Source organism: Stenotrophomonas sp. B2 (assembly GCF_014947095.1).
GTDB lineage: Bacteria > Pseudomonadota > Gammaproteobacteria > Xanthomonadales > Xanthomonadaceae > Stenotrophomonas > Stenotrophomonas maltophilia_P.
On record NZ_JADCQA010000005.1, the window covers coordinates 43,376 to 68,587 of the forward strand.

The following is a 25,212-nucleotide window of genomic DNA, read 5'->3' on the forward strand; positions in this document are numbered from 1 at the left end:
ACCATTCGCATGCGTATGTTGTAGCTGTGCGCGGCGCGGCGCGTGTCACCCTGCGGCGTCGATCACGTAGCCGTCGCGACCATTGGCCTTGGCCTGGTACAGCGCCGCGTCGGCACCTTCCACGAAATGGTGGGGTTGCAGCTCGCCGTTGGGGATGCGGGTATAGACGCCGATGGTCAGGGTGATGCCGCCGCCATGGCCTTCACCCGGTGCGGGCAGGGCGCGGATGCTCTGGATGAGGCCTTCGATCACCTGCCGCGCGCCCTCGGCCGGCGTATCCGGCAGCACCAGCGCGAACTCATCGCCGCCGTAGCGTGCCGCCTTGTCGCGCGGGCGACGCGCGTGCGCGGCGATCTGCTGCGCCACTTCGCGCAGTACGCGATCGCCGACCTGGTGACCGTGACGGTCGTTGTGGTGCTTGAAGTGATCGACGTCGATCAGCGCGAGCGTGAGCGGCTTGCCGCTGCGCCGTGCGGCATCGCATTCCTGCTGCAGCGACTGTTCGAAACGCAGCCGGTTGCCCAGGCCGGTCAGCGCATCACGGTTGGCCAGCCGGTGCCAGGCCGCGATCCGCCATATCGCCCAGGCCAGCAGCACCAGCACGATGCCCAGCATCGCGCTGGCCGGTGCCCACCACAGGTTGCCGGCGCGCAGCAGCGCCCAGCTCAGCAGCGGGGCCAGCGGCAGCGAACAGAGCGCCGTCAGCCAGGGCAGGCGCAGGCCGAGGAGGATCACGCACAGCGCCACCAGCAGGCCACCGATGGCGTCCTGGCAGAGCCGTGGCAGGACGTGGATCTGCCTGCCCTGCAGCAGCATCGAGGCGATGTTGGCCTGGTACTCGCTGCCGCTCATCCAGTACTCGCGCGTGGTCGGCGTGAGCAGGCGCGGGGCGATGCCGCTGGCGGTCATTCCGACCACGATGCGTCGCCCATGCAGCATCGCCATGTCCACGTGGCCCTCGAGCACGTCGGCATAGGACACCTGCGGCAATCGTTCCGGCGGGCCGGCGTAGCGCACCCGCACGTAATCGTCGCGGCGCCACTGATAGGGGGAATCGACCTCCGGCTCGGGATCCGGCAGGCCGTCGATCGCGCTGGCGGGCAGTCCGGCCAGGGCCAGGCCCAGCGCAGGCCAATGCGGCTGGCCGATGCCGGCGCGCAGGTACACCCCACGGGCGACGCCATCGCCATCCACTTCGACATCGCTGTGGCCGATCGCCGCAGCGCTGGCCGCGATCAGTGGAATGGGCAGCAGTTCCTCGGCCATGCGGTCGCCGGCTGCCGGCGCCGCCAGCACGGGTAGTACGACGTGGCCATTGCGCCGGATCGCGGCGGCCAGGATTTCGTCCTGGCGGCTGTCGCGGCGGTCGGGTTCTGACAGCATCAGGTCCAGTGCGATGCGTTCAGCGCCGGCGTCGGTGAGGCGATCAAGCAGGCGCGCATGTACCGAGCGCGGCCATGGCCATTGGCCGATGCGCTGCAGGCTGCCTTCGTCGATGGCGATGATCAGCACGCTGGGGTCGGGTCGATAGTCCCAGCCGCCGACCATCGCGTCGTAGGCCGCTTCATCCTGGCGCCACAGCCACTGGCCATGGCTGGCCACGGCCGTCAGCACACCGGCCAGCACGGCCAGTGCGATCCGTCGGGACCATGGAAGCGGCGAACGCCTCATAACAACAGCCAGAGCAGCAGCGCACCGCCGCCGCCGGCGCCGTAGCACAGGCGGCAGGGCAGCTTGACCTGCTGCGCGGGCGAGAAATCGCCTGCGTGCCCGTCGTCGTCGATGTACTGCACGCGCACGTGCAGGGTGCCGCTCCATGGCCGCTTGAAGCTGACCTGGGGCTGCTCGACGGTTTCATCGAGCATCGGGCTGGCGAAGTCGCCACGACGATCCACCTGCACGCGGTAGCGCTGGCCTTCGCTGCCGGCCTGCCAGCGCAGGGTCAGTTGGCCATGCGCCGCCTCGGGCGGCTGCAGGGCAGGGTCCACCGGTTCGTTGGTCAGCTGCAGTGGCAGCGCTTGTCCATAGCGCCCCTGGTGGCCGTTGTCATCGCGCGAGGCAACGCGCCAGTAGTACTGGCCCGGCGGCAGGGGCTGCGCCAGGCGCAGGTCGGTACCGGTGCTGGCCTGCTCCTGCAGCGGCTGCGTGAACGTCGGTTCTGCAGCGACCTGCAGCACGCTGCTGCTCGCGCCCGGGGCCTGGGTCCAGCGGAACCGGGGGCGATCGCTGTTGACGGTCTGGCCGTGCAGCGGAGAGACGGTCAACGGCGGCGGCGGTTGGTCGCTGAGTTCGAAGTCGGCACTGGCGTCCAGGCCCTCCACGCCCTGTGCGTCGACCGCACGCAGCAGCACACGCAGCTCGCCGGGCGGCAGATCGCCGATCGCCAGTCGCGTGTCGGCGGTGGTGGCGGCGAACAGCAGGATTTCCGGCGTGGCCGCCTGCACCACCTCCACCCGGTAGTGGTCGGCTCCGGCGACCGGGTCCCAGGCCAGCAGGCTCGGCAGGGGGGCCAGTCTCAGCTCATCCTGGCGCAGCGTCGGCGCCGGCAGCAGCGCGGCCACGGCGGCGGGCGCCTTGTCGGCGCTGGCGTTGCGGCTGGCCTGGCCCGGACGGACAAGGCGCTGGCCGTGGGTGTTGGCGACCTGCACCCGTCCTTCCAGCACTTCGGTGGCACCGATCCGGCCGGCATCGCCATCGCCGGCGCTGACGCGGAAGACCGTGCCGCGCACGCTGCTGGTCGCCGTCGGTGCATCGATGATGTAGCGCGATGCCGGGCCACGTGCCGGGGTGACCCGGTTGCTGGCGCGGCCCTGCTGCAGGCGCAGGCGGGTATCGACCATGCCGGTGCGGCCGTAGCGGCTGAGCTGGTCCAGGCGCAGGCGCGAATACTCGCGCAGCTGCAACCGCGAGGCATCGGCGAATTCGAGGGTGATGCTGGAGTCGCCTTCGGTTTCCACGGTGTCGCCGATGCGCAGCTGCTCTCCGGCCCGCACCGCGCGGGTGGCGCTGCCATCGCCGCCCACCAGCCCGACCTTCCCGCGCACGGACAGGACCCGTGCCGGCGCAGGCTCGGTGCGCAGCCAGCTGATCGGGAAGCGCAGCAGCTGGCCCGGCGGCAGCTGATAGGGATTGGCGATGCGGTTGTGCTGCTGCAGCTGTTGCCAGGGCACGGAAGGCTTCAGGTACAGGCCACCCAGGTCCCAGAGGGTGTCACCGGGACGGACCCGGTAGTTCCAGTCCTGTGCGGCGGCGATGGCCGGCAGCAGCAGGAGGGCACACAGCAGGACACGTTGGAGGCGCGTAATGAAAGGCGAAGTGCGGACGAAGGTCACAGTTTGCAGTCCCGGCAATGCGGAGGCGCAGCAGCAAGACCCAATGGCCCCGACCCTCATCCCCCCGAATGGATCGCGGCGGCCGAACGGCCGCCATCGATCACATTATCGCCCGCGTTCAGTGCAGGGATTCTGAACGGGACAGGCTTCCGTTCAGAACAGCAGCGAGGCCATCTTCCTGCGGTACTGCCCGACCAGGTCCTCGTCGGAGATCACATTGAAGGCGTCGATCAGGGTCCTGCGCGGCAATCCGTCCTCGAAACCGCGGTCGATCCGCAGCATTTCCAGGAACTGGGCCAGGGCCGCCTCGTCCTGGCCCTCCAGCAGCAGCTGCACGCCCCGCAGATGGCGCGCCTTGAGGTCGCTGCCATCGGCGGCGATGCGTGATTCGAGCACCTCGGCGGCCGGGGCGTCCTTGAGTGCGGACGCGAAGGCCAGGCGTGCACGGGCGCGCACGGCGCGGTCGTCGGTGGCCAGGTTGGCCGGCAGGCGGTCGATCAGCGTACCGGCTTCATCCACGCCGCCGATCTGCAGCAGGGCCAGGGCCAGGTCGAGCTTCAGCTCGTCCTTGTCCGGTTCGGCGGCGATCTGCGCGCGCAGCACGTCCACCTGTGCCTGTGGGTCCAGCGGTGCTTCCTCCTCGCTGACCGTATCGCCGACATCAGCGGGGACGATGCCGTGCTGGGCCAGGAACTCGCGCAGCTGGCCCTCCGGGATGGCGCCGGGGAAGCCGTCCACCAGCTGCCCGTCCTTGACCAGGAACACGGTCGGCACCGAGCGGATCTGGAAGGCGGCAGCGATCTGCTGTTCCTTGTCGACATCGACCTTGGCCAGCTCAAAGGCGCCGTTGTACTCGCCGGCCAGCTTTTCCAGCATCGGTCCCAGGGTCTTGCACGGACCGCACCAGGTGGCCCAGAAATCGACCAGCACCGGCGTCTGCAGCGACTTCTGCAGGACTTCGGCCTCGAAGGTCGCAGTGGTGGCGTCGAATACGTAGGTCGTCTCGGTCATGGAGGAGGCATCGCTTGGCATCTGGAGAGGGATTCTATGGTGGCGGAACCTGTCCGTCTCAACCCGGGCCGCTGCAAATGGCCGACAATGCGGACTTCCTGTTGCCGCTGTCGTGGAGCCTGCATGTCGTCGCCGTCCCCCTTGCTGCGCCTGTCGGGCGTGATCGCCGCACTCGTCTTCGTGGCTGCGGTCATCGGCTTCGGTGCCGGCCTCGACGGCTATGCGCAGGCCCGCCATCCGGTGGCGTTGCTGGGCGCGCAGGGGATGCCGCATGCCCTGGGCTTCAATCTGCTGGGCTTCATGCTGCCGGGCCTGCTGGCGGTGGTGGTGGCAGAATGCCTGCGCCGGCAGCTGCCGGCCACCGCGGGCTGGGCCCCGCGTGTGGGCAGCCAGATGCTGCTGCTGGCCGGCCTGGCGTTCGCCGCCATGGGCGTGCTGCCGCTGGATGTGGATGACCTGCACGGGCTGGCCAGCCAGCTGCATGCCAGCGCCTGGATGGTATGGGTGCTGGGCTTCGTTGCCGGCGCCCTGCTGCTGGGCACGGCGCGCCTGCGCGACACACAGGGCCGGGCATTGGGCGGGGTGGCGCTGGCCTGTGGTGTGGTTGCCGCGTTGGCAGCCTTCGCCCTGCAGGGCGTGCTGCCGGCGCCTCTGTCGCAGCGGCTGGCCTTCGCCTGCTGGGCGGTCTGGCTGGCGTTGGCGCTGCCGCTGTCGCGGGCCCGTTGAGACGGTCGCGGGGCCGCCACCGGGCCCACAGCCGTCGGACAGGATTGGAGACGTTTGCCGCACTGCGGTACGCTGTACCGCTTTGCCGCCGCATCCGCGTGTTCCATGACCAGCGCTGAACCCAACGCCTACGACCCGCAGCAGGTTGAATCCGCCGCCCAGCAGTACTGGGACGCCACCCGCGCGTTCGAGGTCGACGAGACTTCCGACAAGCCGAAGTACTACTGCCTGTCGATGCTTCCGTACCCGTCCGGTGCGCTGCACATGGGGCACGTGCGCAATTACACGATCGGTGACGTGATCAGCCGCTACAAGCGCATGACCGGCCACAACGTGCTGCAGCCGATGGGCTGGGACGCGTTCGGCCTGCCGGCGGAAAACGCGGCGATCAAGAACAAAACCGCGCCGGCGGCGTGGACCTACAAGAACATCGACCACATGCGCAGCCAGCTGAAGTCGCTGGGCTATGCCATCGACTGGTCGCGCGAGTTCGCCACCTGCCGCCCGGACTATTACGTCCACGAGCAGCGCATGTTCACCCGTCTGATGCGCAAGGGCCTGGCCTACCGCCGCAACGCGGTGGTGAACTGGGACCCGGTCGACCAGACCGTGCTGGCCAACGAGCAGGTCATCGACGGCCGTGGCTGGCGTTCCGGTGCGCTGGTCGAGAAGCGTGAGATTCCGCAGTGGTTCCTGCGCATTACCGATTACGCCCAGGAGCTGCTGGACGGCCTGGACGAGCTGGACGGCTGGCCGGAATCGGTCAAGACCATGCAGCGCAACTGGATCGGTCGTTCCGAGGGCCTGGAGATCCAGTTCGACGTGCGCGACGTCGATGGCAGCGTGCTGGATCCGCTGCGCGTGTTCACCACCCGCCCGGACACCGTGATGGGCGTGACCTTCGTCTCGATCGCCGCCGAGCACCCGCTGGCGCTGCATGCAGCGAAGAACAATCCGGAACTGGCCGCGCTGCTGTCGGAAATGAAGCAGGGCGGCGTGTCCGAGGCCGAGCTGGAAACCCAGGAAAAGCGCGGCATGGATACCGGCCTGCGCGCCATCCATCCGGTCACCGGCGAGAAGGTGCCGGTGTGGGTCGCCAACTTCGTGCTGATGGGCTACGGCACCGGTGCGGTGATGGCCGTGCCCGGCCATGACCAGCGCGACAACGAAGTGGCCAACAAGTATGGCCTGCCGATCGTGCAGGTCATCGCACTGAAGGATCCGCGCAATGACGACGAGCGCAATTGGGATGGCGCGCGCTGGCAGGACTGGTACAGCGACAAGAACCGTGCCTTCGAACTGATCAATTCGGCCGAGTTCGACGGGCTGGATTTCCAGGGCGCCTTTGAAGCCCTGGCCGAGCGTTTCGAGCGCAAGGCGCAGGGGCAGCGCCGCGTCAACTACCGCCTGCGCGACTGGGGCGTGAGCCGCCAGCGCTACTGGGGCTGCCCGATTCCGGTGATCTACTGCGCCAAGTGCGGCGCGGTACCGGTGCCGGAAGAGCAGCTGCCGGTGGTGCTGCCGGAGGACGTCGCGTTCTCCGGCACCGGTTCGCCGATCAAGACCGACCCGGAGTGGCGCAAGACCACCTGCCCGGAGTGCGGCGGTGCAGCCGAGCGCGAGACCGATACCTTCGACACCTTCATGGAGTCGAGCTGGTACTACGCGCGCTACACCTCGCCGGGCGCGCGTGATGCCGTGGACAAGCGCGGCAACTACTGGCTGCCGGTGGACCAGTACATCGGTGGCATCGAGCACGCGATCCTGCATCTGATGTACTTCCGCTTCTACCACAAGCTGCTGCGTGACGCGCGGATGGTGGACAGCAACGAACCGGCCCGCAATCTGCTGTGCCAGGGCATGGTGATCGCCGAGACCTATTACCGTCCGAACCCGGACGGTTCCAAGGACTGGATCAATCCCGCCGACGTGGAAGTGCAGCGTGACGAGCGCGGCCGCATCACCGGCGCGACCCTGATCGCCGACGGTCAGCCGGTGGTGGTTGGTGGCACCGAGAAGATGTCCAAGTCGAAGAACAACGGCGTGGACCCGCAGGCGATGGTAGGCAAGTATGGCGCCGACACCGTGCGCCTGTTCTCGATGTTCGCCGCACCGCCGGAACAGTCGCTGGAGTGGAACGAGGCCGGCGTGGACGGCATGGCCCGCTTCCTGCGCCGCCTGTGGGCCCAGGTGCAGAAGCATGCCGCCGAGGGCACCGCCCCGGCGCTGGACGTGGCCGCGCTGGACGGTGGCCAGAAGGCGCTGCGCCGCAAGACCCACGAGACCATCGGCAAGGTCAGCGACGACTATGGCCGCCGCCACAGCTTCAACACCGCGATCGCTGCGGTGATGGAACTGATGAACGCGCTGGCCAAGTTCGAGGACGGCAGCGAACAGGGCCGCGCGGTGCGTCAGGAAGCACTGCAGGCCATCGTGCTGCTGCTGAATCCGATCACCCCGCATGCCAGCCACGCCCTGTGGCAGGTGCTTGGCCATGGCGAGACGCTGCTGGAGGACCAGCCGTTCCCGCAGGCCGACGCCAGCGCGCTGGTGCGCGACGCACTGACCCTGGCCGTGCAGGTCAACGGCAAGCTGCGCGGCACCATCGAAGTGGCCGCCGATGCCGCTCGCGAGCAGGTCGAGGCGCTGGCCCTGGCCGAGCCGAATGCAGCGAAGTTCATGGAAGGCCTGACGGTGCGCAAGATCATCATCGTCCCGGGCAAGATCGTGAACATCGTCGCCGCCTGATGTACCCCGCACCGGCCGCCCTCCCGGCGGCCGGTGTTCCAGCAACGCGGGGGGCATGCGGTTGATGGCCCTGCGTTCACGCGGTCTCGGGCACGCTGTCTGTTGCCGTGATCGCCCGGCTCCGCCAGACTGTTCTCCATGACCCGACTCCTGCTTGCCCTCGTTCTTGTCCTCGGCCTTGCCGGCTGTGGCTTCCATCTGCGCAACAAGCTGATGTTGCCGACCGACACCGCGCCGGTGAAGGTGGTCTCCACGGCCCCGTACAGTGAACTGGTCAAGCTGCTCAACCGCAGTCTGCAGGCGTCCGGCGCCAAGCTGGCAAGCGAGGATGGCAACGAACCCAGCACCCAGCTGCAGGTGTTGTCCGAACGCTGGGGCGACCTGCCGATCGCGATCGACTCGCAGGGTCGTGCGCAGGAATACAGCCTGCGCTACGCGGTGATCTTCATCTTCCGTCGCGAGGATGGCAGCGAACTGGTGCCGCAGCAGGTGATCGAACTGTCGCGCGACTACGTGTCGCCGCCCACCGACGCGACCGGTACCACCACCGAGCGCGAGATCCTGGCCGATGAACTGCGCCGGGAAATGTCGGCCTCGATCATCCGCCGCATCGACAGCGTGGTCCGTGCCGAAGTCGCGAAGGGGGGCAGCCTGTCCGCGCCGAAGCCGGTCGATCCTGCGGTTCCGGCCGAGCCGACACCGGCACCGGCCATCAAGCCCTGACCGGGACCGGCATGGAACTGCGTCCGGAGCAGCTGGCCAGCCAGGGCGCTGATACCCCGCTGTCGCCGGTGTACCTGATCGCCGGTCCTGAGACGCTGCGCGTGCTGGAAGCCGCCGACGCGGTCCGTGCGCGGGCGCGCGCCGCCGGCATCGGTGAGCGCGAGGTGTTCGACGCCGATGGTCGCGACTTCGACTGGGGCCAGCTCGACGCCAGCTTCAACGCGCCGAGCCTGTTCAGTGCCCGTCGCCTGGTGGAAGTGCGGTTGCCCAGTGGCAAGCCGGGCAAGGACGGCGCCGAGGTGATCAGCCGGTTCTGCGCCGATCCGGCACCGGACGTCGTGCTGATGATCACCGCCAACGAATGGAGCAAGGCGCACCAGGGCAAGTGGGCTGAAGCGGTGGGCCGGGTCGGCGTGCTGTCGGTGGCCTGGGCGATCAAGCCGCATGAACTGCCCGACTGGATCGAGCGTCGCCTGCGCAGCAAAGGCCTGCGCGCGGATCCGGCCGCAGTGCAGCGCCTGGCCGAGCGCGTGGAAGGCAATCTGCTTGCCGCGGCGCAGGAGATCGACAAGCTGGCGCTGCTGGCCGATGGGCACGCGCTGGACGTGGAACGGATGGAATCGCTGGTGGCCGATGCCGCCCGCTACGACGTATTCCGGCTGGTGGAAGCCACGTTCTCCGGGCAACCGGCGGCGGTGCTGCGCATGCTTGCCGGCCTGCGCGGCGAAGGCGAGGCGGTGGCCGCGCTGATGCCGATCGTGATCCGGGAACTGCTGGCAGGTGCCGGGCTGGCGCGGGTGCAGGCACGCGGTGGCAACCTTGCCGCCGAGATGAAATCGCGCGGCATCTGGGAGTCGCGGCAGGCACCGTACAAGCGTGCGCTGCAGCGGCATCCGGAAGGCAAGCGCTGGGAACGTTTCGTGGCCGAGGCCGGGCTGGTCGACCGCATCGCCAAGGGGCGCGCCGACGGCGACGCCTGGCTGGCGCTGGAGCGCCTGCTGGTGGCCGTGGCCGAGCCGCGCGCCGTGCGGCTGCTGGCCCGGGCCTGATCGATGAGCCTGCGGGTCTATTACGGGGGCACCTTCGATCCGGTGCACCTGGGGCACCTGGCGATCGCGCGCGCCGCGCGCGATGAGCTGCAGGTCGCGGTGCGGATGCTGCCGGCGGCCGATCCACCGCACCGCCCGGTTCCCGGCGCAACCGCCGAACAGCGCTGCACGATGCTGTCGCTGGCCATCGGCGACGAGCCGGGGCTGCTGCTGGACCGGCACGAACTGGATCGGGCCGCGCGCTTTCCCGGTCGCCCGTCCTACACCGTCGATACCCTGCGCGAACTGCGCGGCGAGCTCGGTCCCAGCCGGCCCCTGGCCTGGCTGGTCGGCGCCGACAGCCTGCTGGGCCTGCCCGGCTGGCATGAGTGGGAGGCGCTGTTCGGCCTGGCCCACTTCGTGGTGGCGGAGCGGCCGGGCAGTCCACTGCAGGCCTCGGTCGACGGCGAGCTCGGCCGTGTCCTGGAAGGGCGGTGGGCCGACAGCGAACAGGACCTGTTTGCCAGTCCGGCCGGCCGCATCCTGCGCCTGCACCATCCGCTGCGCGGGGAATCGGCCAGCGCCGTGCGCGCGCAGATCGCCGCGGCAGGGCCCTGGCGTGCCCTGCTGCCGCCGGCGGTGGCCGACTACGTGGCCGCGCAGCGGCTGTACCATCCGGCAACACCGTGAATGCCGCGACCGCGCCATCCCCGTATAATCGCCCCCACGTTTATCGAGTCGATCCACTTTGAGCAACCAGACCCAGCCCCAGACCATCAAGGTCGATCTGCCCAGCCCGCCGCCGTCCGTGCCGGAACTGCTGGCCAGTGTCCGTCAAGCCACCGAAGACCTGAAGGCCAAGGACCCGGTCGAGATCGACGTGCGCGGCCGGTCGAGCGTTGCCGATTACCTGGTGATCGTCTCGGGTACTTCGACCCGCCACGTCAAGTCGATCGCCGACGAGGTCGTGCGCTTCGCCAAGAAGATCGACGTGATGCCGCTCGGGGTTGAGGGCGAGCGCGAAGCCGAGTGGGTACTGGTCGATCTGGGCGACGTGATCGTCCACGTGATGCTGCCGCGCGTGCGTGAGTTCTACGCCCTCGAGCGCCTGTGGACGGTCGGTGACCAGCCGCCGTCCAGCGACGACGAAGTGGCCTGAGCCGCACGTTGATGCATCCCTTCGACGGCGCCGATGGCGCCGTCGACGTTTTCGAGGAGCGCTGATGAAAGCCCGCCTGATCGCCACCGGTGAACGCGCACCCAGTTGGGTCGCGCAGGGGTTCGCCGAGTACCAGAAGCGGCTCTCGCACTGGCTGCCGTTCGAGCTGGTCGAGATCGAGCCCGGCCTGCGCGGCAAAGGCCGCGATCCACGCCGTGCCACCGAGGACGAGGGCCGGCGGGTGATCGCCGCGCTGCCGAAGAATGCCTACGTCGTGGCGCTGGATGTGCCCGGCCGCCAGCTCAGTTCCGAACAGCTGGCGCAGCGCCTGGAGCATTGGCGGGGACAGGGCAGGGACCTGGCGTTCCTGATCGGCGGTCCCGAGGGGCATTCGCCCGAAGTTTCGGCATTGGCCGACGAGAAGTGGTCGATTGGTCCGCTCACGCTGCCGCACATGCTGGTGCGGTTGGTCGTGGCGGAACAGCTGTACCGGGCCGCCGCAATGATTGCAAATCACCCCTACCATCGCGCGTGAAGAGCCGTTATACTGTTCGTCTGCCCGAATAGCTCAGCCGGTTAGAGCACTTGACTGTTAATCAGGGGGTCGTTGGTTCGAGTCCAACTTCGGGCGCCACTTTCAGAAACCTGCATCGCGAGATGCAGGTTTTTTTTTTTGCTCTACAGAGTCAGCGCTCCTCGCCAGAACGCCACCAGTGTGGCGATCGCAACGGCCAGGATGGCGCCGAACAGCACCCACTCCCAAGGCGTGAACACCTGTTCGCCACGCTGGCGACGGGTCAGCGCGAACAGCGCTACGCCCGGTACATACAACAGCACCGACAGCAGCAGGTTGTGCAGGCCACCGGCATAAACAAGCCACAGCGCGTATGCGCTCGCCAGCAGCGCGACGCTGAAGTCGCGCCAGCGGATTCCTGCTTCGCCGCCCGCATAGGCCTGACCACGCCAGGCCAGCTGCACGCCGAATGCCGTGGACAGGAAATAGGGCACCAGGCTCATCGATGCAGCCAGCAGTACCAGGCCGGTATAGCTGCCGGAATTCACCAGCACCAGCAGCAGGAACAACTGGATCAGGCCGTTGCTCAGCCAGAGCGCATTGGCCGGCACGCCGCGCGCATTCTCGCGGCCAAGGAACGCGGGCATGGTGCCGTCGCCGGCAGCCGCATACAGCACCTCGGCGCACAGCAGTACCCAGGCCAGCAGGGCGCCAAGCACCGAGATGATCGAACCGATGATGATCACGGTCGCGCCCCATTCGCCGACGATGGCGCGCAGCACGTAGGCCATCGATGGATTGGGCAGGGCAGCCAGCTCGGCCTGCGACAGCACGCCCATCGACAACAGGCTCACCAGGACCAGCAGCAGCCATACGCCGAGAAAGCCGATCACGGTCGCGCGCCCTACATCGGCACGACGCGCAGCGCGCCGGGAATAGATGCTGGCGCCTTCGATGCCGATGAACACCCATACGGTCACCAGCATCATGCCGCGCAGCTGCTGGCCGAGGTCGCCAAGTGCGGGCGTACCCAGGAAATCGGCGCCGAACACGTCCATGCGGAACGCGCCGGCGGCCAAGATGAGGAACAACGCAATGGGCAGCAGCTTGGCCACCGTGACCAGGCCGTTGACGATGGCGGCAGTGCGCAGGCCGCGCAGCACCAGCAGGTGCACGGTCCATAGCAACAGCGACGAGGCGGCCACCGCTGCCGGCGTATTGCCTTCACCGAACACCGGCATGAAGTGGCCGAGGCCACTGAAGATCAGCACGAAGAAGCTGGCGTTGCCGAGTACCGAGGCAACCCAGTAGCCCCATGCCGCGGAGAAGCCGATGTAGTTGCCGAAGCCTTCCCGCGCATACGCGTAGATGCCGGTATCGAGGTCCGGCCGGCGGTTGGCCAGGGCCTGGAACACGAAGGCGAGCATCAGCATGCCGGCGCCACTCACCGCCCAGCCGATGATCGCGGCGGCCGGACCGGCGCTGCGCGCCACGTTCTGTGGCAGGGAAAAGATGCCGGCGCCGACCATCGAGCCGACCACCAGAGCGGTCAGTGCAGCCAGGCCCAGCCGTTGTGAGGTCGCAGCCATGAATCTCCCCTGCGGCAGCGCGGCCGCAGGGGCACAGTAGCGGCAGTGCCGTGAAGCCGCATGCAACATCTGCAACGACGGAGGCCCGGGCATGTGCCCGGGCCTCCGAAGGTGATGCTGCAGCGACGATCAGTTGAAGGTGTACTTGGCACCGACCGTGAAGTAGCGGCCGATGGCTCCGCTGAAGTGCAGCGGGTTGTAGTTCACGCCGCCATAGGTGGTCGGATCGAGCGGTGCGATGCGATCAAACACGTTCTGCACCGATGCGTTCAGTTCAAAGGCTTCGGTGATGTTCCAACGGCCGGACAGGTCGAAGGTGGTGAACGAGGAGATCTTCTCGACCGGCGAGCCATCCTCGTAGAACGCCAGGTAGTCGCCGCCACGGCGGTCCTTGTTCTCCAGCTTGCTGATGTAGTTGGCGACGCCGCTGACACTCCACGGGCCCTGCCTCCAGGTGGTGCCGAAGTTGATGCGGTCCTTCGGCGTGCCGATGCAGTTGGTGACGTCGCAGTTGCCGTGGGTGCCGGCGTAGTCGACCGTCACATCGGCATCGGTGCGCTCGAACTTCAGCACATGGCTCCACTGCAGATCCATTTCCAGCTGGCCCGGACCGATATCGAAGGTCTGGCGGATATCGGTGTCGATACCGCGCACGCGGGTGGAAGCGGCGTTGATGTACTGCGTGTTGACCGCCAGGATGCTGCCGGTGCCGGCAATGCCGTTGAGCAGGTTGGTGTCGCGCAGGACGTTGCCGGCGGCAATGGCGTCGGCGGTGCTGCCCTGGGCGATTTCGTTGGTGCGCTTGATCTGCCACGCATCCACCGTCATCGAGGTGGAGGAGGTCGGCTGCAGCACGATACCCACCGAATAGCTCTTGGATTCCTCCGGCTTCAGGTCGCTGTTGGGGCGGGTGATGATCGCCACCGAGCGTGCGGTGCATTCGGCTTCACTGATGGCGCAGCGCACCGGGTCGCGGGCGTTGGAGAAGGCGGCCAGGCCACCGTCGCCGTTCTCGGCCGGGTTCGGCGCGCGGAAACCTTCGGCGTAGCTGGCGCGCAGCGCGATCCAGTCGGCCGGGGTCCACTTCACGCCCAGCTTCGGCGTCGCCTTGCCTTCGCCGCTCTCGTACTTGTCGTAGCGCAGTGCACCGGACAGTTCCAGCTGTTCCAGCACCGGCGCGGACAGTTCGACGTATCCGGCGTACACGTTCTGGGTACCGTCATAGGCCGAGTAGCCCAGGCCGATGATGTCGCCGGTGTCGGTGAACGTCTGCGGGGTCAGGCTGTTGCTGGTCTTGCGCCACTCGGTGCCCATCGCCAGGCCGAGCGGGCCACCCTTGAGGTCCATCAGGCTGCGCGACACGGTGAAGTCGAACATGTCCAGGCTGGACTTGGCGCGTGCACTGATCTCCGGCGAGATGAAATCGTACAGCGCCTGCGAGTTGAGGTTGGCGTTGTCGCCGATGCGCCATACGCCACCGGCACAGTTCGGGTTGGCCAGTGCACAGCGGACGTTGTCGTAGTGCAGGAAGCCGGTACGACGGTTGATCAGGTCGGTGCCGGAGTGCAGGTAGGCGGTGTCATAGTTCCAGTCGCCCCAGTTGCCCTTGACGCCCACCAGGAAGCGGTTGAACTCGTTGGTGTTGTTGGTCACGCGCGGACCAACGTCCCAGGCCGAATAGCGCAGGCGCGAGGCCTGGCCGGGAATCGGGTTGTCCGGATGATCCGGGCCGAGCACGGTGGCACCGGAACCGCTGTTGGCGTTGACCGGTCCTTCCGGGTAGCCCCAGCCGCCGGACACGCCCGAGGGCGTGTTGCTGAAGGTGGTTTCCTTCTTCGAGTAGCCGATCTCGGTGTAGATCTCGCCGCCTTCGCCGAAGGCGAAGCTGGCACGTCCGAACACGTTGATGTACTTCTCTTCCGGGCTCAGGTCACGGAACTTCTGCGCCGGATCCCACAGGCAGCCCTGCTGCTGTGCGGTCGCATCGGTCTGGCCGGGAATGCTGGTCAGATTGGCACAGCCCGGCAGCGCCACCAGGAACGCGGGATTGTCGTCGTCGACATTGCGGTCGTCGAACACCGAGCCGTTCGGGCCCACGCCACCGGCAGTACCACCGGACAGGTAGGCACCGCCCAGGAACTGCGCGTCGGCGGCGGAATAGCCCCAGCGACGGATGTCACCGGTGCCGATCCACTTGCGGTTCTTGCGATCGCCGATCTTGATCGCGTCGGTCTTGCCGACGTCCAGGCTGAAGAATGCGTTCCAGCCATCGGTGGCCAGGTCGCCGGTGCCTGCGGTCAGCGTCGCCTTCTTGGCATCGCCGTCGCCGTCGCCGGAGACGCCGTAGGAACCGCGCAGGATCGCGCCCTGGAAATCGCTGCGCAGGATGATGTTGACCACGCCGGCGATGGCGTCGGAGCCATAGATCGCCGATGCGCCGTCCTTCAGAACTTCCACGCGCTCCACCGCATCCAGCGGAATGGTGCTCAGATCGGTGAAGACCTTCTGGCCATCGTCAGCCAGGCCGTAGGTGGCCATGCGGCGGCCATTCAACAGCACCAGCGTCGAGCCGGCGCCGAGGCCACGCAGGGAGATGCCGGCGCCGCCGCCGGCAAAGCCGTTGCCGAAGGTCTTGGGAATCGAGCCGGAACCGTCGGCGGTCAGGGTCTGCAGGTATTCGGCGACCGTGGTCTTGCCGGTGCGGTCGATCTCCTGGCGGGTCACCACCTGCACCGGGGACGGTGTCTCGGTATTGGTGCGCGGGATGTTCGAGCCGGTGACCGTGATGCGGTCGAGATTGGTGGCCTGCTCCTGGGCGAAGGCGGAGGAGGAAACCACGGCGCCGGCCAGCAGCAGGGTGCTGCCGGTAAGGATGTGAGTGATGGACGATGCCAGGGTGTCACGGCGGCTGGCGGGCCGATGGATCGGGTGTTTCACAGCTTCTCTCCTAACTGGAAAACCTTGCGTTGAGGGCTGTCGCCGGATCAGGTCCGGGACGGGCCAATCTAGGTTTCCGGCAGGTGACGGAGTCGTGAAATTTTGCTTAATCGGCAGCGCGCGGACGGGCGGTGTGCGGATTCGCAAACCCGGTCGCGGATTCCGGCCCGGCCTGAGGCCGGGCCGGTGCAGCGGTCAGTCGGGCAGCGAGAACTGCACCGGCACCATGCCGATGGCAGGCACCGCCACGCCGTCACGCTGGGCGGGCTCAAACCGCCAGTGGCGCAGCACCTGCTGGCGTGCGGCCTGGTCCAGGCTGCGCGAGCCGCTGCTGCGTTCGATGCTGACCGCAACAGGCTGGCCGTTGCTGTCCACTTCCACGCGCAGCAGGACCGTGCCCTGTTCGCGGTTGCGCAGCGCGGGGATGGGATAGGCCGGGGGCGGCGCACTGCGGTACTGCAGCTGGGCTCCCGCCAGCGGCGTAGCCGCCGTCGGCGTCGGCGGCGCCATCACGGCGGTCGGTTCGGCGGCCGGCAGGACGATGCCCGGCGCGTCTTCGACCGTTGCGGTGGGGGCTGGCAGCGCCGGTGCGGGCACCGCCTGGGAGCGGGGGGCGACCTTCACCTGTTCGGGTTCGGTGGGCAGGATCGGCGGAGGTTCCGGTGTCTCGACCTTTTCGATCCAGCGGACCGTGGTCGTGTCACGCGGGGCCTGCACCGCCTGGTAGGTGGCGGGGATGAGCAGCAGCAGCAACGCCAGCAGATGCAGTGCGATGGCCGCGCTCCAGGCGGCGATGCGGGCGGGGTCGAAGTGCGCGGATGCAACGGGATACGTACGAACCATGGTCCACCTCCGTGCCAGTGTCGAAAGACGTCAACGCACCAGGGCCGCCATCGGGGTTTGCCGCACGCGGCTGGCAGCCAAGCATTAGCGCGTCGTGGCCGCCATTGCCTAGAGGCATGTCAGGCGATGTTGAACTGGCCTTCATCTACGCAACGGGGCCGGAGACCTTTCCGCTGGAAAGGCATCCGGCCCCGTGGGCAGCAGATCAGGGCAGGGCGCTGTCCGGCGGACAGTGCCCCCGCCGTGCCGGGTCGTCAGCGACCCAGCTCGAACACCACGTCCAGGTTGACCGAAACGGTGGATTCGCCCGGCGCGACCGGCGTGGCCTTGTCCATGGCGGCCGAGGCCATCTGTGCCCGCATCATCGGCACCGGGCGGAAGCCGCCGTTGCTGTTTTCAGAGATGCTGACGATGCGGCGCACCTGCAGGCCCAGCGACTTGGCATAGGTCTGGGCGCGCGCCTGTGCCTTCTTCAGCGCGGCCAGGCGGGCTTCGTCATAGACCGGCTCCGGCTGGTCGATCTCGAAGCTGGGGCCGTTGATCTGGTTGGCGCCCTGGGCGGCCAGCGCATCGAGCACCCGGCCCAGCTTGGCGATGTCGCGGACCTTCAGGCTGACGGTGTTGCTGGCCTGGTAGCCGGTGATCTTCGGCGCTTCGTTGTCGGCATAGCGGTACTGCGGGTTGAGGCTGACGCCGCTGGTCTGCACATCGCGCTCGGCGATGCCGGCCGCCTTGATCGCGGCCAGCACCTTGTCCATCTGCTGCGCATTCTGGCGCATGGCGCTGTTGCCGTCGGCGGCCTGGGTGACGACGCCGGCCGACAGGGTGGCCACATCCGGCACACGGGTCGCTTCGGCGTTGGCCGAAATGTTCAGCAGGGTGCCCTCGGCCGGGGCGGCGATCGGCGGCGGCGGGGCGGCATGGGCGGACATCGAGGCTCCAAGGGCAAGGGACAGGGCAAGCAGCAGCGGGGAGGCGGTCAGGCGCATGGGATCTCCTTGTTGTGGCGTGAGGGTGGTGTCGTAGCGATGAACGCGCTGTGAGTCCGTTCGGGGTTGAAGGCACGCGGGAGCAGGTTGCCGACGATTCAGGCGGCGGCCTCAGGTTATGCTGTGCCGATGCTCTATCTTGCTTCCCGCTCCCCCCGACGCAACCAGCTGCTGGCCCGACTCGGACGCCCCTTCCAGGCGCTTGACCTGGAGGTTGTCGAGCAGCGCGCGCCCAGTGAAAGCGCCGAACAGTACGTCTGCCGGGTTGCGGCCGACAAGGCGCGCGCCGGGTTGGCCCGGGTGCTGGCCGATGACCCGGACGCACGGGTGCTGGGCTCGGATACCGAGGTCGTGCTTGATGGCGAGGTGTTCGGCAAGCCGGTCGATGCCGCCGATGCCCGGGCAATGCTGACGCGCCTGGCCGGACGCACGCACCAGGTGATGACGGCCGTGGTGGTGGTCGGCGCGGCCGGGCTGGACAGCGAACTGGTGGTGTCCGAGGTCACGTTCGCTGCGATCGGCGCCGCCGACATCGCTGCCTATGTGGCCACCGGTGAGCCGCTGGACAAGGCCGGGGCCTACGCCATCCAGGGTGGGGCCGAGCGCTGGATCGAACACCTGTCCGGCAGCTACTCCGGTGTGATGGGGCTGCCGCTGCTGCACACCGATCGTCTGCTGGCGCGCTGCGGCGTGCCGGCTCCCATTGCCAACGCCGCCAGGGAGGCTGCAGATGTCTGAGGAAATCCTGGTCAATGTGACCCCACGCGAGACCCGGGTCGCGGTGATCGAGAATGGCATGCTGCAGGAACTGCACATCGAGCGCGGCTGGCGCCGGGGTGTGGTCGGCAACATCTACAAGGGCAAGGTGCAGCGGGTGATGCCGGGCATGCAGGCCGCCTTCGTCGAGGTCGGCCTTGAGCGCGCTGCGTTCCTGCATGCCAACGACGTGGTGCGGCCAGCGCCGGTGGCCAGTGCCGACACCGAGAACACCACCCTGCCACCACCGGCCAGCGTGCCGATCGTCGAGCTGCTGCGCGACGGCCAGGACATCGTGGTGCAGGTGGTGAAGGATCCCATCGGTACCAAGGGCGCGCGGCTGACCACGCAGATCAGCATCCCGTCGCGCTACATGGTGCTGCTGCCGCAATCGAAAGTGGTGGGCGTGTCCGCGCGCATCGAGGACGAGGCCGAGCGCGCGCGTCTGAAGGCGCTGGTGACCGAGTTGTCGGCACAGCACGGCGGCTACGGCTACATCGTGCGCACCAACGCCGAAGGGCAGCCGGCCGAAGCCATCGCCGAGGACATCGCCTATCTGTCGCGGGTCTGGAACGTGGTGGAGCGCCGCGGCCGCGACGCCACCCCCTGCAGCGTGATCTATGAAGACCTGAGCCTGCCGCTGCGTTCGGTGCGCGACCTGATCCGCAAGGACGTGGACAAGGTGAAGGTCGATTCCAAGGAAACGTTCGCGCAGCTGCAGGCTTTCGTGGCCAAGTACATGCCGGTGCTGGCCGAGAAGCTGGAGCTGTACTCCGGCGATCGCCCGATCTTCGACATGTTCGGCGTGGAGGACGAGATCGGCCGCGCGCTGGACAAGCAGGTGCCGCTGAAGTCCGGTGGCTACCTGGTGATCGACCAGACCGAAGCGATGACCACCATCGACGTCAACACCGGGTCGTTCCTCGGCCAGCGCAACCTGGAGGAGACGGTGTTCCGCACCAACCTGGAGGCGGCGCAGGCCGTGGCCAGGCAGCTGCGCCTGCGCAATCTCGGCGGCATCATCATCATCGACTTCATCGACATGGACGATGCCGAGCACCGCCGCCAGGTGCTGCGAACCCTGGAAAAGGCGCTGGCGCGGGACCATGCCAAGACCACGGTCTACGACTTCTCGCCGCTGGGCCTGGTGGAGATGACCCGCAAGCGCACGGTCGAAAGCCTGGAGCGCCAGCTGTCGGAGACCTGCCCGCAGTGCAGCGGTCGCGGCACCATCAAGACCACCGAAACGGTCACCTACGAGATCTTCCGCGAGATCACCCGCGCGGTGCGCCAGTTCGATGCCGCGCGCCTGCTGGTGATCGCGTCGACCAAGGTGGTGGCGCGCATCACCGATGAGGAATCCGCGGCGGTGGCCGAGCTGGAAGAGTTCCTCGGCAAGAGCATCCGCTTCCAGGCGGATGAGCAGTACCTGCAGGAGCAGTTCGATGTTGTGCTGCTCTGATCCACGCCGGCCGAAGGTCGGCGGCGGCCGATGAGCGCGCCGCCGCGCCTGCGACTGCGAAGGATCCGCCGTCATCTCATTGCTGCCTGTGCGGTGGCCCTGGTCGGGCTGGCGCTGCTGGTGGGCACCTTCAGCCAGCTGCTGCCGCTGGCCGAGCGACACCCCGACAGGATCGCCGCCTGGTTGAGCGAGCGCGCAGGCCAGCCGGTCCGTTTCGACCAGCTGGACACGGCGTGGACCCGTCGTGGCCCGCTGCTGCAGCTGAAGGGCCTGCGCATCGGCGCCGGGCAGGGCCTAGCGGTCGGCGAGGCTGAAATCCTGGTGTCGATGTACAGCGGTCTGCTGCCGGGCCGTTCGTTGACCGAGCTGCGTCTGCGCGGCCTGGCCCTGGATCTGCAGCAGAGCGAGGACGGTCGCTGGTCGGTGCGTGGCCTGCCGCAGCCCAGCAGCGGTGGTGACCCGCTGGAGGCGCTGCGCCGGCTGGGCGAGCTGCAGGTGATCGGCGGCCGGCTGGGCGTGCAGGCCCCGGCACTCGGCATCGACACCGTATTGCCGCGCGTCGATCTGCGCCTGCGCGTCAACGGCGACCGCCTGCGGGTCGGCGTGCGGGCCTGGGCCCAGACCGACGCACTTCCGCTGACCGCCGTGCTGGATGTGGACCGTTTGCGTGGCGACGGCGAGGCATGGCTGGGCGCCGATCCCATCGATTTCCGCGCCTGGTCGCCGTTGCTGGCGGCCGGGGGCGTGCGCCTGCGTGAAGGACGCGGCGAACTCAATGTGTGGCTGACCCTGCGCGATTTCGTCCCCGTGGCGCTGACCACCGATTCGGATCTGCGGGATCTGCGCATCGACGGCGCACCGATGCCGGGGCTGGCAGTGCCGCGGCTGCAGTTGCAGCGCATGCAGGCGCTGCTGCGCTGGCAGCGGCAGGCGGACGGATGGGCGATGCAGGTACCGCGCCTGCGGCTGGTGGACGACACCGGCGCGCAGCAGCTTGATGGACTGCAACTGCAGGTCGGCACGCAACTGGGCATCCGCAGCGGGGCGGTGCAGGCCGGCACCGCGCTGCGTGCGCTGGCGCTGAGTGACCGCCTGGACCCTGGCCTGCGGCGCTGGCTGTTCCTGTCAAAGCCGCAGCTGGATCTGCGGGAACTGCAGCTGGCCGGCACGCGCAACGGTCCGCTGTGGGCCCAGGGCGAGCTGCAGTCGCTGGGTTTTGCCAGCGTCGGTGACGCACCTGGCTTGCGTGGGCTGGGCGGCCATTTCGAAGGCGACGCCGATGGCTTCCGCCTGCAGCTGCAGCCGCAGCGCGAGCTTCAGTTCGATTGGCCGACCGGCTTCGGCGTGCGCCATGACCTGCACCTGGCAGGCCAGGTGGTGGGGTGGCGCGACGAAGGCGGCGGCTGGCGCATCGGCACGGCCGCCCTGCGTGTGGAAGGCACGGATTACGCAGCCGATCTGCGCGGTGGTGTCTGGTTCCAGGGCAATGGCACGCGTCCGTGGCTGCAGCTGGCGGCCAAGCTGGACGATGTACCGATGACGGCCGCCAAGCGCTTCTGGATCCATTCCAGGATGAGCAAGGGTGCCACCGACTGGCTGGACATGGCGCTGGCCGGCGGCCAGGTGCGTGATGGTATCGGCCTGGTCACCGGTGACCTCGACGACTGGCCCTTCGACAACAACGACGGGCGGTTCGAGGCCACCGGCCATATCACCCGCGGCGACATCCGCTTCCAGCGCGACTGGCCGCTGATGAGCCAGGTTGACGCCGACATCGCCTTCATCGGTCCTGGCTTCCACATGCAGGGGCGCGGTGACCTGGCCGGCGTGCCGGTGCAGCACTTCGAGGCCGGCATCAAGGATTTCGGCCAGCAGCCGCTGTACGTGCGTGCCGATACCCGCAGCGAAGCCGGAAAGCTGCTGGCGCTGCTGCGGCAGAGCCCGTTGCACCAGGAATACGGCGAGACGCTGGACAACCTGACCGCCACCGGGCCGGCGCAGGTGACCTTCGACCTGCTGCAGCCGCTGCATGCCGACGAAGGGGGGGGGCACCTGCAGGGCACGGTCGATCTGGCCGGCGTGAAGCTGGTGGAGAAGCGCTTCGCGCTGGAATTCGACAACATGCGTGGGTTGGCCCGCTACGGCAACGGTGGTTTTGCCGCCGAGCAACTGGCGGTGCGCCATCTGGGCCAGGACGGCCAACTGAGCCTGCGCGCGGGTGGGTTCGTGCGTGACCCGAAGCTGGCCTTCGAGTCGGAGCTTTCGGCGCGCCTTGATGCAGGCGTGCTGATTGACCGCGCGCCGGAAATGGCCTGGCTCAAGCCCTACATTACCGGTACCTCGCCCTGGACCATCGCCGTCAACCTGCCGAAGGTCGCGCCAGGCGCGCCCGCTCCTCCCAGCGAACTGCGCCTGCGCTCGGATCTGGCAGGCACGCGCCTGGATCTTCCCGCCCCGCTGGACAAGCCCGCCGACGAGCCACTGGCCACCACCGTGACTGCGCAGCTGCCGATGGGGGATGGCCGTATCGACGTGGCGTTTGGCCAGCGCCTGGCCCTGGCCGCGCGCAGCCATAACAATCAGACCGGCGTGCAGGTGACCCTGGGCAGCGGCCAGGTCGACCGCGAGCCGCCTTCCAGCGGGCTGGCGGTCAACGGTCACAGCCCGACCCTGGACGCGTTGGAGTGGATCGGCCTGGCCCGCGGCGGAGACGGCGACGGCGATCCGATGCCGTTGCGGGCGATCGACGTGCAGGTCGGCCGCTTGATGCTGATCGGAGGGGTGTTCGAGCAGACCCGCCTGCAACTGCGCCCGGGCGCGCAGGCGCTGGATGTGCGCCTGGACGGCCCTTCGCTGGCTGGCCGCCTGAGCGTGCCCAATGCCGAGGGCGGCACCATCAGCGGCCAGCTCGACCGGGTGTACTGGCAGTCACCGCCGGCCGCGTCCGGTGCGCCAGCGGCACCGGCCCGGGTGCAGGCCGGCGCCAACGACATGGATCCGGCCAAACTGCCGTCGTTCGCGCTGGACATCGCCGACCTGAAGTTCGGCAAGGTGGCGCTCGGCCAGGCCGTGCTGCGCACCCGCCCGCGGGGCAACGGCCTGGAGGTGCAGACCCTGCGCTTCCGCGCGCCCGACCAGGAGATCGACATCACCGGCCGCTGGCTGGGCAGCAGCAGCGGCGCCCGCACCGAGCTGAACGCGCAGGTGCGCAGCGAGGATCTCGGCGCGCTGATGCAGAATCTCGACTACGGTGGCCAGCTGCGTGGCGGCGCCGGCCAGGCGCAGCTGCAGGCGTCGTGGAATGGCGGGCCGTCGGACTTCCAGCTGGGCAATCTGCAGGGCCAGCTGGATATCCATGCGCGCAACGGTCAGCTGCTGGAACTGGACCCCGGTGCCGGTCGCGTGCTGGGTCTGCTCAGCGTGGCCCAGCTGCCGCGGCGGCTGATGTTCGACTTCCGTGATTTCTTCTCCAAGGGCTTCGCGTTCAATCAGATCGAGGGCAGCCTGCAGTTCGGCCAGGGCGTGGCCCGCACCGACAAGGTGCTGATCGAAGGGCCTGCGGCGAACATCACCATCCGCGGCCAGGCCGACCTGCGCCAGCAGCAGTTCGACCAGACCATCGACGTCAATCCGCGTGCCGGCAATCTGCTGACCGTGGTGGGCGCAGTGGCCGGTGGCCCGGTCGGGGCTGCGCTGGGGGCGGCGACCAATGCGGTGCTGTCCAAGCCGCTGGGTGAGATCGGCGCCCGTACCTACAAGGTGACCGGTCCCTGGAAGGAGCCGAAGGTGGAGGTGATCGAACGCAGCCGCGAACGGACCCCGCCGGCTCCCGCACCTGCGCCGACCCTTCCACCGGCCGTGACCGACCTGCCGCGGTCGCGCTGAGCGCGGCCTCCCATTCCCCGGGGCTTGCCTGAGTGCCCCTGCATCCCCAGATCGAGAGCCATGACTGATATCGCCCTGACGCTTGCCCAAGACCGCCTGCTGCGCCCCGGCGGCCTGGATACCGCTGGACTGGAGCGCACCTTCGGCCAGCTGCTCGGCCCCGGTGTCGATTTCGGCGACCTCTATTTCCAGCACGCCCGGCGTGAGAGCTGGAGCGTGGAAGACGGCATCGTCAAGGACGGTGCCCATTCCATCGAGCAGGGGGTCGGCGTGCGTGCCATTGCCGGCGAGAAAACCGGCTTCGCCTATTCCGATGACATCCATGCCGATGCGCTGCTGGCGGCGGCGCAGTCGGCACGCGCGATTTCGCGCGAGGGCGGTGCCCAGGCGGGCCGCTCGCTGCTGCGCGGCAATGCACGCGCGCTGTATCCGGCGCTGGATCCGATCGATGGGCTCGGCAACGAGGCCAAGGTTGAAGTGCTCAAGCGCCTGGATGGCTATCTGCGTGCCGCCGATCCGCGGGTGAAGCAGGTGATGGTCAGCCTGTCCGGTGGCGTTGACACCGTGCTCATCGCGCGCAGCGACGGCGTTCTGGGTGCCGACGTCCGCCCCCTGGTGCGCTTGAACGTGCAGGTGATCGTCGAGCAGAACGGTCGCCGCGAGTCCGGCTATGCCGGCGGTGGTGGCCGTTATGGCTACGAAGAACTGTTCGCCGATGGCCGGCCGGAAGCGTTCGCCCGCGAGGCGCTGCGCCAGGCGCTGGTGAACCTGGACGCGGTGCCGGCGCCGGCCGGTGTGATGCCGGTGGTGCTCGGCCCGGGCTGGCCTGGCGTGCTGCTGCATGAAGCGGTCGGCCATGGGCTGGAGGGCGACTTCAACCGCAAGGGCACCAGCGTCTACGCCGGTCGCATCGGCGAGCGCGTGGCGGCCCCGGGGGTGACCATCGTCGATGACGGCACCCTGGACGGTCGTCGTGGCTCGCTGAACGTCGATGATGAAGGCCATCCGACCCAGTGCACGACCTTGATCGAGGACGGCATCCTGGTCGGCTACATGCAGGACAGCCTCAATGCACGGCTGATGGGCATGGCACCGACCGGCAATGCGCGCCGCGAGTCGTTCGCGCACCTGACCATGCCGCGGATGACCAATACCTACATGCGCGCCGGCCAGCACGATCCGCAGGAGATGATCCGCTCGGTGAAGAAGGGGCTGTACGCGGTCAACTTCGGCGGTGGCCAGGTCGACATCACCAGTGGCAAGTATGTGTTCTCGGCCACCGAGGCCTATCTGATCGAGGATGGCCGCATCACCACGCCGGTGAAGGGCGCGACCCTGATCGGCAACGGCCCGGAAACCATGCAGAAGGTGCGCATGGTCGGCAACGACCTGGCCCTGGACGAGGGCGTGGGCATCTGCGGCAAGGACGGGCAGAGCGTGCCGGTGGGTGTCGGCCAGCCCTCGCTGCTGATCGAGGGCCTGACCGTCGGCGGCACCCAGGCCTGAACAT

18 protein-coding genes and 1 tRNA gene are annotated in these 25,212 nt (G+C 68.3%); 12 read left to right on the top strand and 7 right to left on the bottom strand.

Features of this window, described 5'->3' with window-relative positions:
* Window positions 1-45 precede the first annotated feature (45 nt).
* The 3 genes from IMX13_RS06900 to trxA form a co-directional block, all read right to left on the bottom strand.
* On the bottom strand, window positions 46-1,671 hold the full coding sequence (locus tag IMX13_RS06900; RefSeq protein WP_193396083.1) for a CHASE2 domain-containing protein: 1,626 nt from the start codon (window positions 1,669-1,671) through the stop codon (window positions 46-48).
* Window positions 1,668-3,377 (bottom strand): FecR domain-containing protein, encoded by a 1,710-nt coding sequence (locus tag IMX13_RS06905; RefSeq protein WP_065174908.1) that lies wholly within the window; start codon window positions 3,375-3,377, stop codon window positions 1,668-1,670. The genes IMX13_RS06900 and IMX13_RS06905 overlap by 4 nt, the downstream gene beginning before the upstream one ends.
* Before the next feature lie 108 nt (window positions 3,378-3,485).
* The gene (gene trxA / locus IMX13_RS06910; protein WP_053520124.1) at window positions 3,486-4,343 is read right to left on the bottom strand and encodes a thioredoxin; all 858 of its coding nucleotides are present in this window, start codon (window positions 4,341-4,343) and stop codon (window positions 3,486-3,488) included.
* Between the two features lie 123 nt (window positions 4,344-4,466).
* Between trxA and IMX13_RS06915 the strand changes: the two genes are divergently transcribed.
* From IMX13_RS06915 to IMX13_RS06950, 8 genes are all read left to right on the top strand, one after another.
* Window positions 4,467-5,069, top strand: a complete 603-nt coding sequence (locus IMX13_RS06915) for a DUF998 domain-containing protein (RefSeq protein ID WP_065181828.1) — start codon at window positions 4,467-4,469, stop codon at window positions 5,067-5,069.
* Window positions 5,070-5,174: 105 nt separating this feature from the next.
* On the top strand, window positions 5,175-7,817 hold the full coding sequence (gene leuS, locus IMX13_RS06920; protein WP_193396085.1) for a leucine--tRNA ligase: 2,643 nt from the start codon (window positions 5,175-5,177) through the stop codon (window positions 7,815-7,817).
* A gap of 138 nt (window positions 7,818-7,955) precedes the next feature.
* Window positions 7,956-8,540: an LPS assembly lipoprotein LptE gene (gene lptE / locus IMX13_RS06925; RefSeq protein ID WP_053520122.1), complete on the top strand. Its 585-nt coding sequence runs from the start codon at window positions 7,956-7,958 to the stop codon at window positions 8,538-8,540.
* An 11-nt stretch (window positions 8,541-8,551) separates the two neighbouring features.
* The gene (gene holA, locus IMX13_RS06930) at window positions 8,552-9,589 is read left to right on the top strand and encodes a DNA polymerase III subunit delta (protein ID WP_053520121.1); all 1,038 of its coding nucleotides are present in this window, start codon (window positions 8,552-8,554) and stop codon (window positions 9,587-9,589) included.
* Window positions 9,590-9,592: 3 nt separating this feature from the next.
* Entirely contained in the window at window positions 9,593-10,258 is a 666-nt protein-coding gene (nadD, locus tag IMX13_RS06935; RefSeq protein ID WP_053520120.1) for a nicotinate-nucleotide adenylyltransferase, read from the top strand.
* A gap of 58 nt (window positions 10,259-10,316) precedes the next feature.
* Window positions 10,317-10,727, top strand: a complete 411-nt coding sequence (gene rsfS, locus IMX13_RS06940) for a ribosome silencing factor (RefSeq protein WP_193396086.1) — start codon at window positions 10,317-10,319, stop codon at window positions 10,725-10,727.
* 64 nt (window positions 10,728-10,791) lie between these two features.
* On the top strand, window positions 10,792-11,262 hold the full coding sequence (rlmH, locus tag IMX13_RS06945; RefSeq protein ID WP_019662111.1) for a 23S rRNA (pseudouridine(1915)-N(3))-methyltransferase RlmH: 471 nt from the start codon (window positions 10,792-10,794) through the stop codon (window positions 11,260-11,262).
* A 22-nt stretch (window positions 11,263-11,284) separates the two neighbouring features.
* A tRNA-Asn gene (locus IMX13_RS06950) sits at window positions 11,285-11,361 on the top strand.
* 44 nt (window positions 11,362-11,405) lie between these two features.
* Here the strand turns inward: IMX13_RS06950 and IMX13_RS06955 are convergent.
* The 4 genes from IMX13_RS06955 to IMX13_RS06970 form a co-directional block, all read right to left on the bottom strand.
* Window positions 11,406-12,830 (bottom strand): basic amino acid/polyamine antiporter, encoded by a 1,425-nt coding sequence (locus IMX13_RS06955; protein WP_065174868.1) that lies wholly within the window; start codon window positions 12,828-12,830, stop codon window positions 11,406-11,408.
* 129 nt (window positions 12,831-12,959) lie between these two features.
* A complete protein-coding gene (locus tag IMX13_RS06960) occupies window positions 12,960-15,767 on the bottom strand; it encodes a TonB-dependent receptor (RefSeq protein WP_065174869.1) in 2,808 nt (935 codons plus the stop codon).
* Window positions 15,768-15,962: 195 nt separating this feature from the next.
* Window positions 15,963-16,610 carry an energy transducer TonB gene (locus IMX13_RS06965; protein WP_193396087.1) on the bottom strand — a complete coding sequence of 216 codons (648 nt, stop codon included), beginning with the start codon at window positions 16,608-16,610 and terminating at the stop codon, window positions 15,963-15,965.
* A 254-nt stretch (window positions 16,611-16,864) separates the two neighbouring features.
* Window positions 16,865-17,599: an SIMPL domain-containing protein gene (locus IMX13_RS06970; RefSeq protein ID WP_053516775.1), complete on the bottom strand. Its 735-nt coding sequence runs from the start codon at window positions 17,597-17,599 to the stop codon at window positions 16,865-16,867.
* Between the two features lie 129 nt (window positions 17,600-17,728).
* Between IMX13_RS06970 and IMX13_RS06975 the strand changes: the two genes are divergently transcribed.
* Genes IMX13_RS06975 through tldD form a run of 4 tightly spaced genes read left to right on the top strand, consistent with a single transcriptional unit; the run spans window position 17,729 to window position 25,208 of the window.
* Window positions 17,729-18,337: a Maf family nucleotide pyrophosphatase gene (locus IMX13_RS06975; RefSeq protein WP_065174871.1), complete on the top strand. Its 609-nt coding sequence runs from the start codon at window positions 17,729-17,731 to the stop codon at window positions 18,335-18,337.
* Window positions 18,330-19,817 carry a ribonuclease G gene (rng, locus tag IMX13_RS06980; RefSeq protein ID WP_053516779.1) on the top strand — a complete coding sequence of 496 codons (1,488 nt, stop codon included), beginning with the start codon at window positions 18,330-18,332 and terminating at the stop codon, window positions 19,815-19,817. The genes IMX13_RS06975 and rng overlap by 8 nt, the downstream gene beginning before the upstream one ends.
* Window positions 19,818-19,847: 30 nt before the next feature.
* Window positions 19,848-23,702 (top strand): YhdP family protein, encoded by a 3,855-nt coding sequence (locus IMX13_RS06985; RefSeq protein ID WP_193396088.1) that lies wholly within the window; start codon window positions 19,848-19,850, stop codon window positions 23,700-23,702.
* A gap of 60 nt (window positions 23,703-23,762) precedes the next feature.
* Window positions 23,763-25,208, top strand: a complete 1,446-nt coding sequence (tldD, locus tag IMX13_RS06990; protein WP_065174873.1) for a metalloprotease TldD — start codon at window positions 23,763-23,765, stop codon at window positions 25,206-25,208.
* Window positions 25,209-25,212 lie beyond the last annotated feature (4 nt).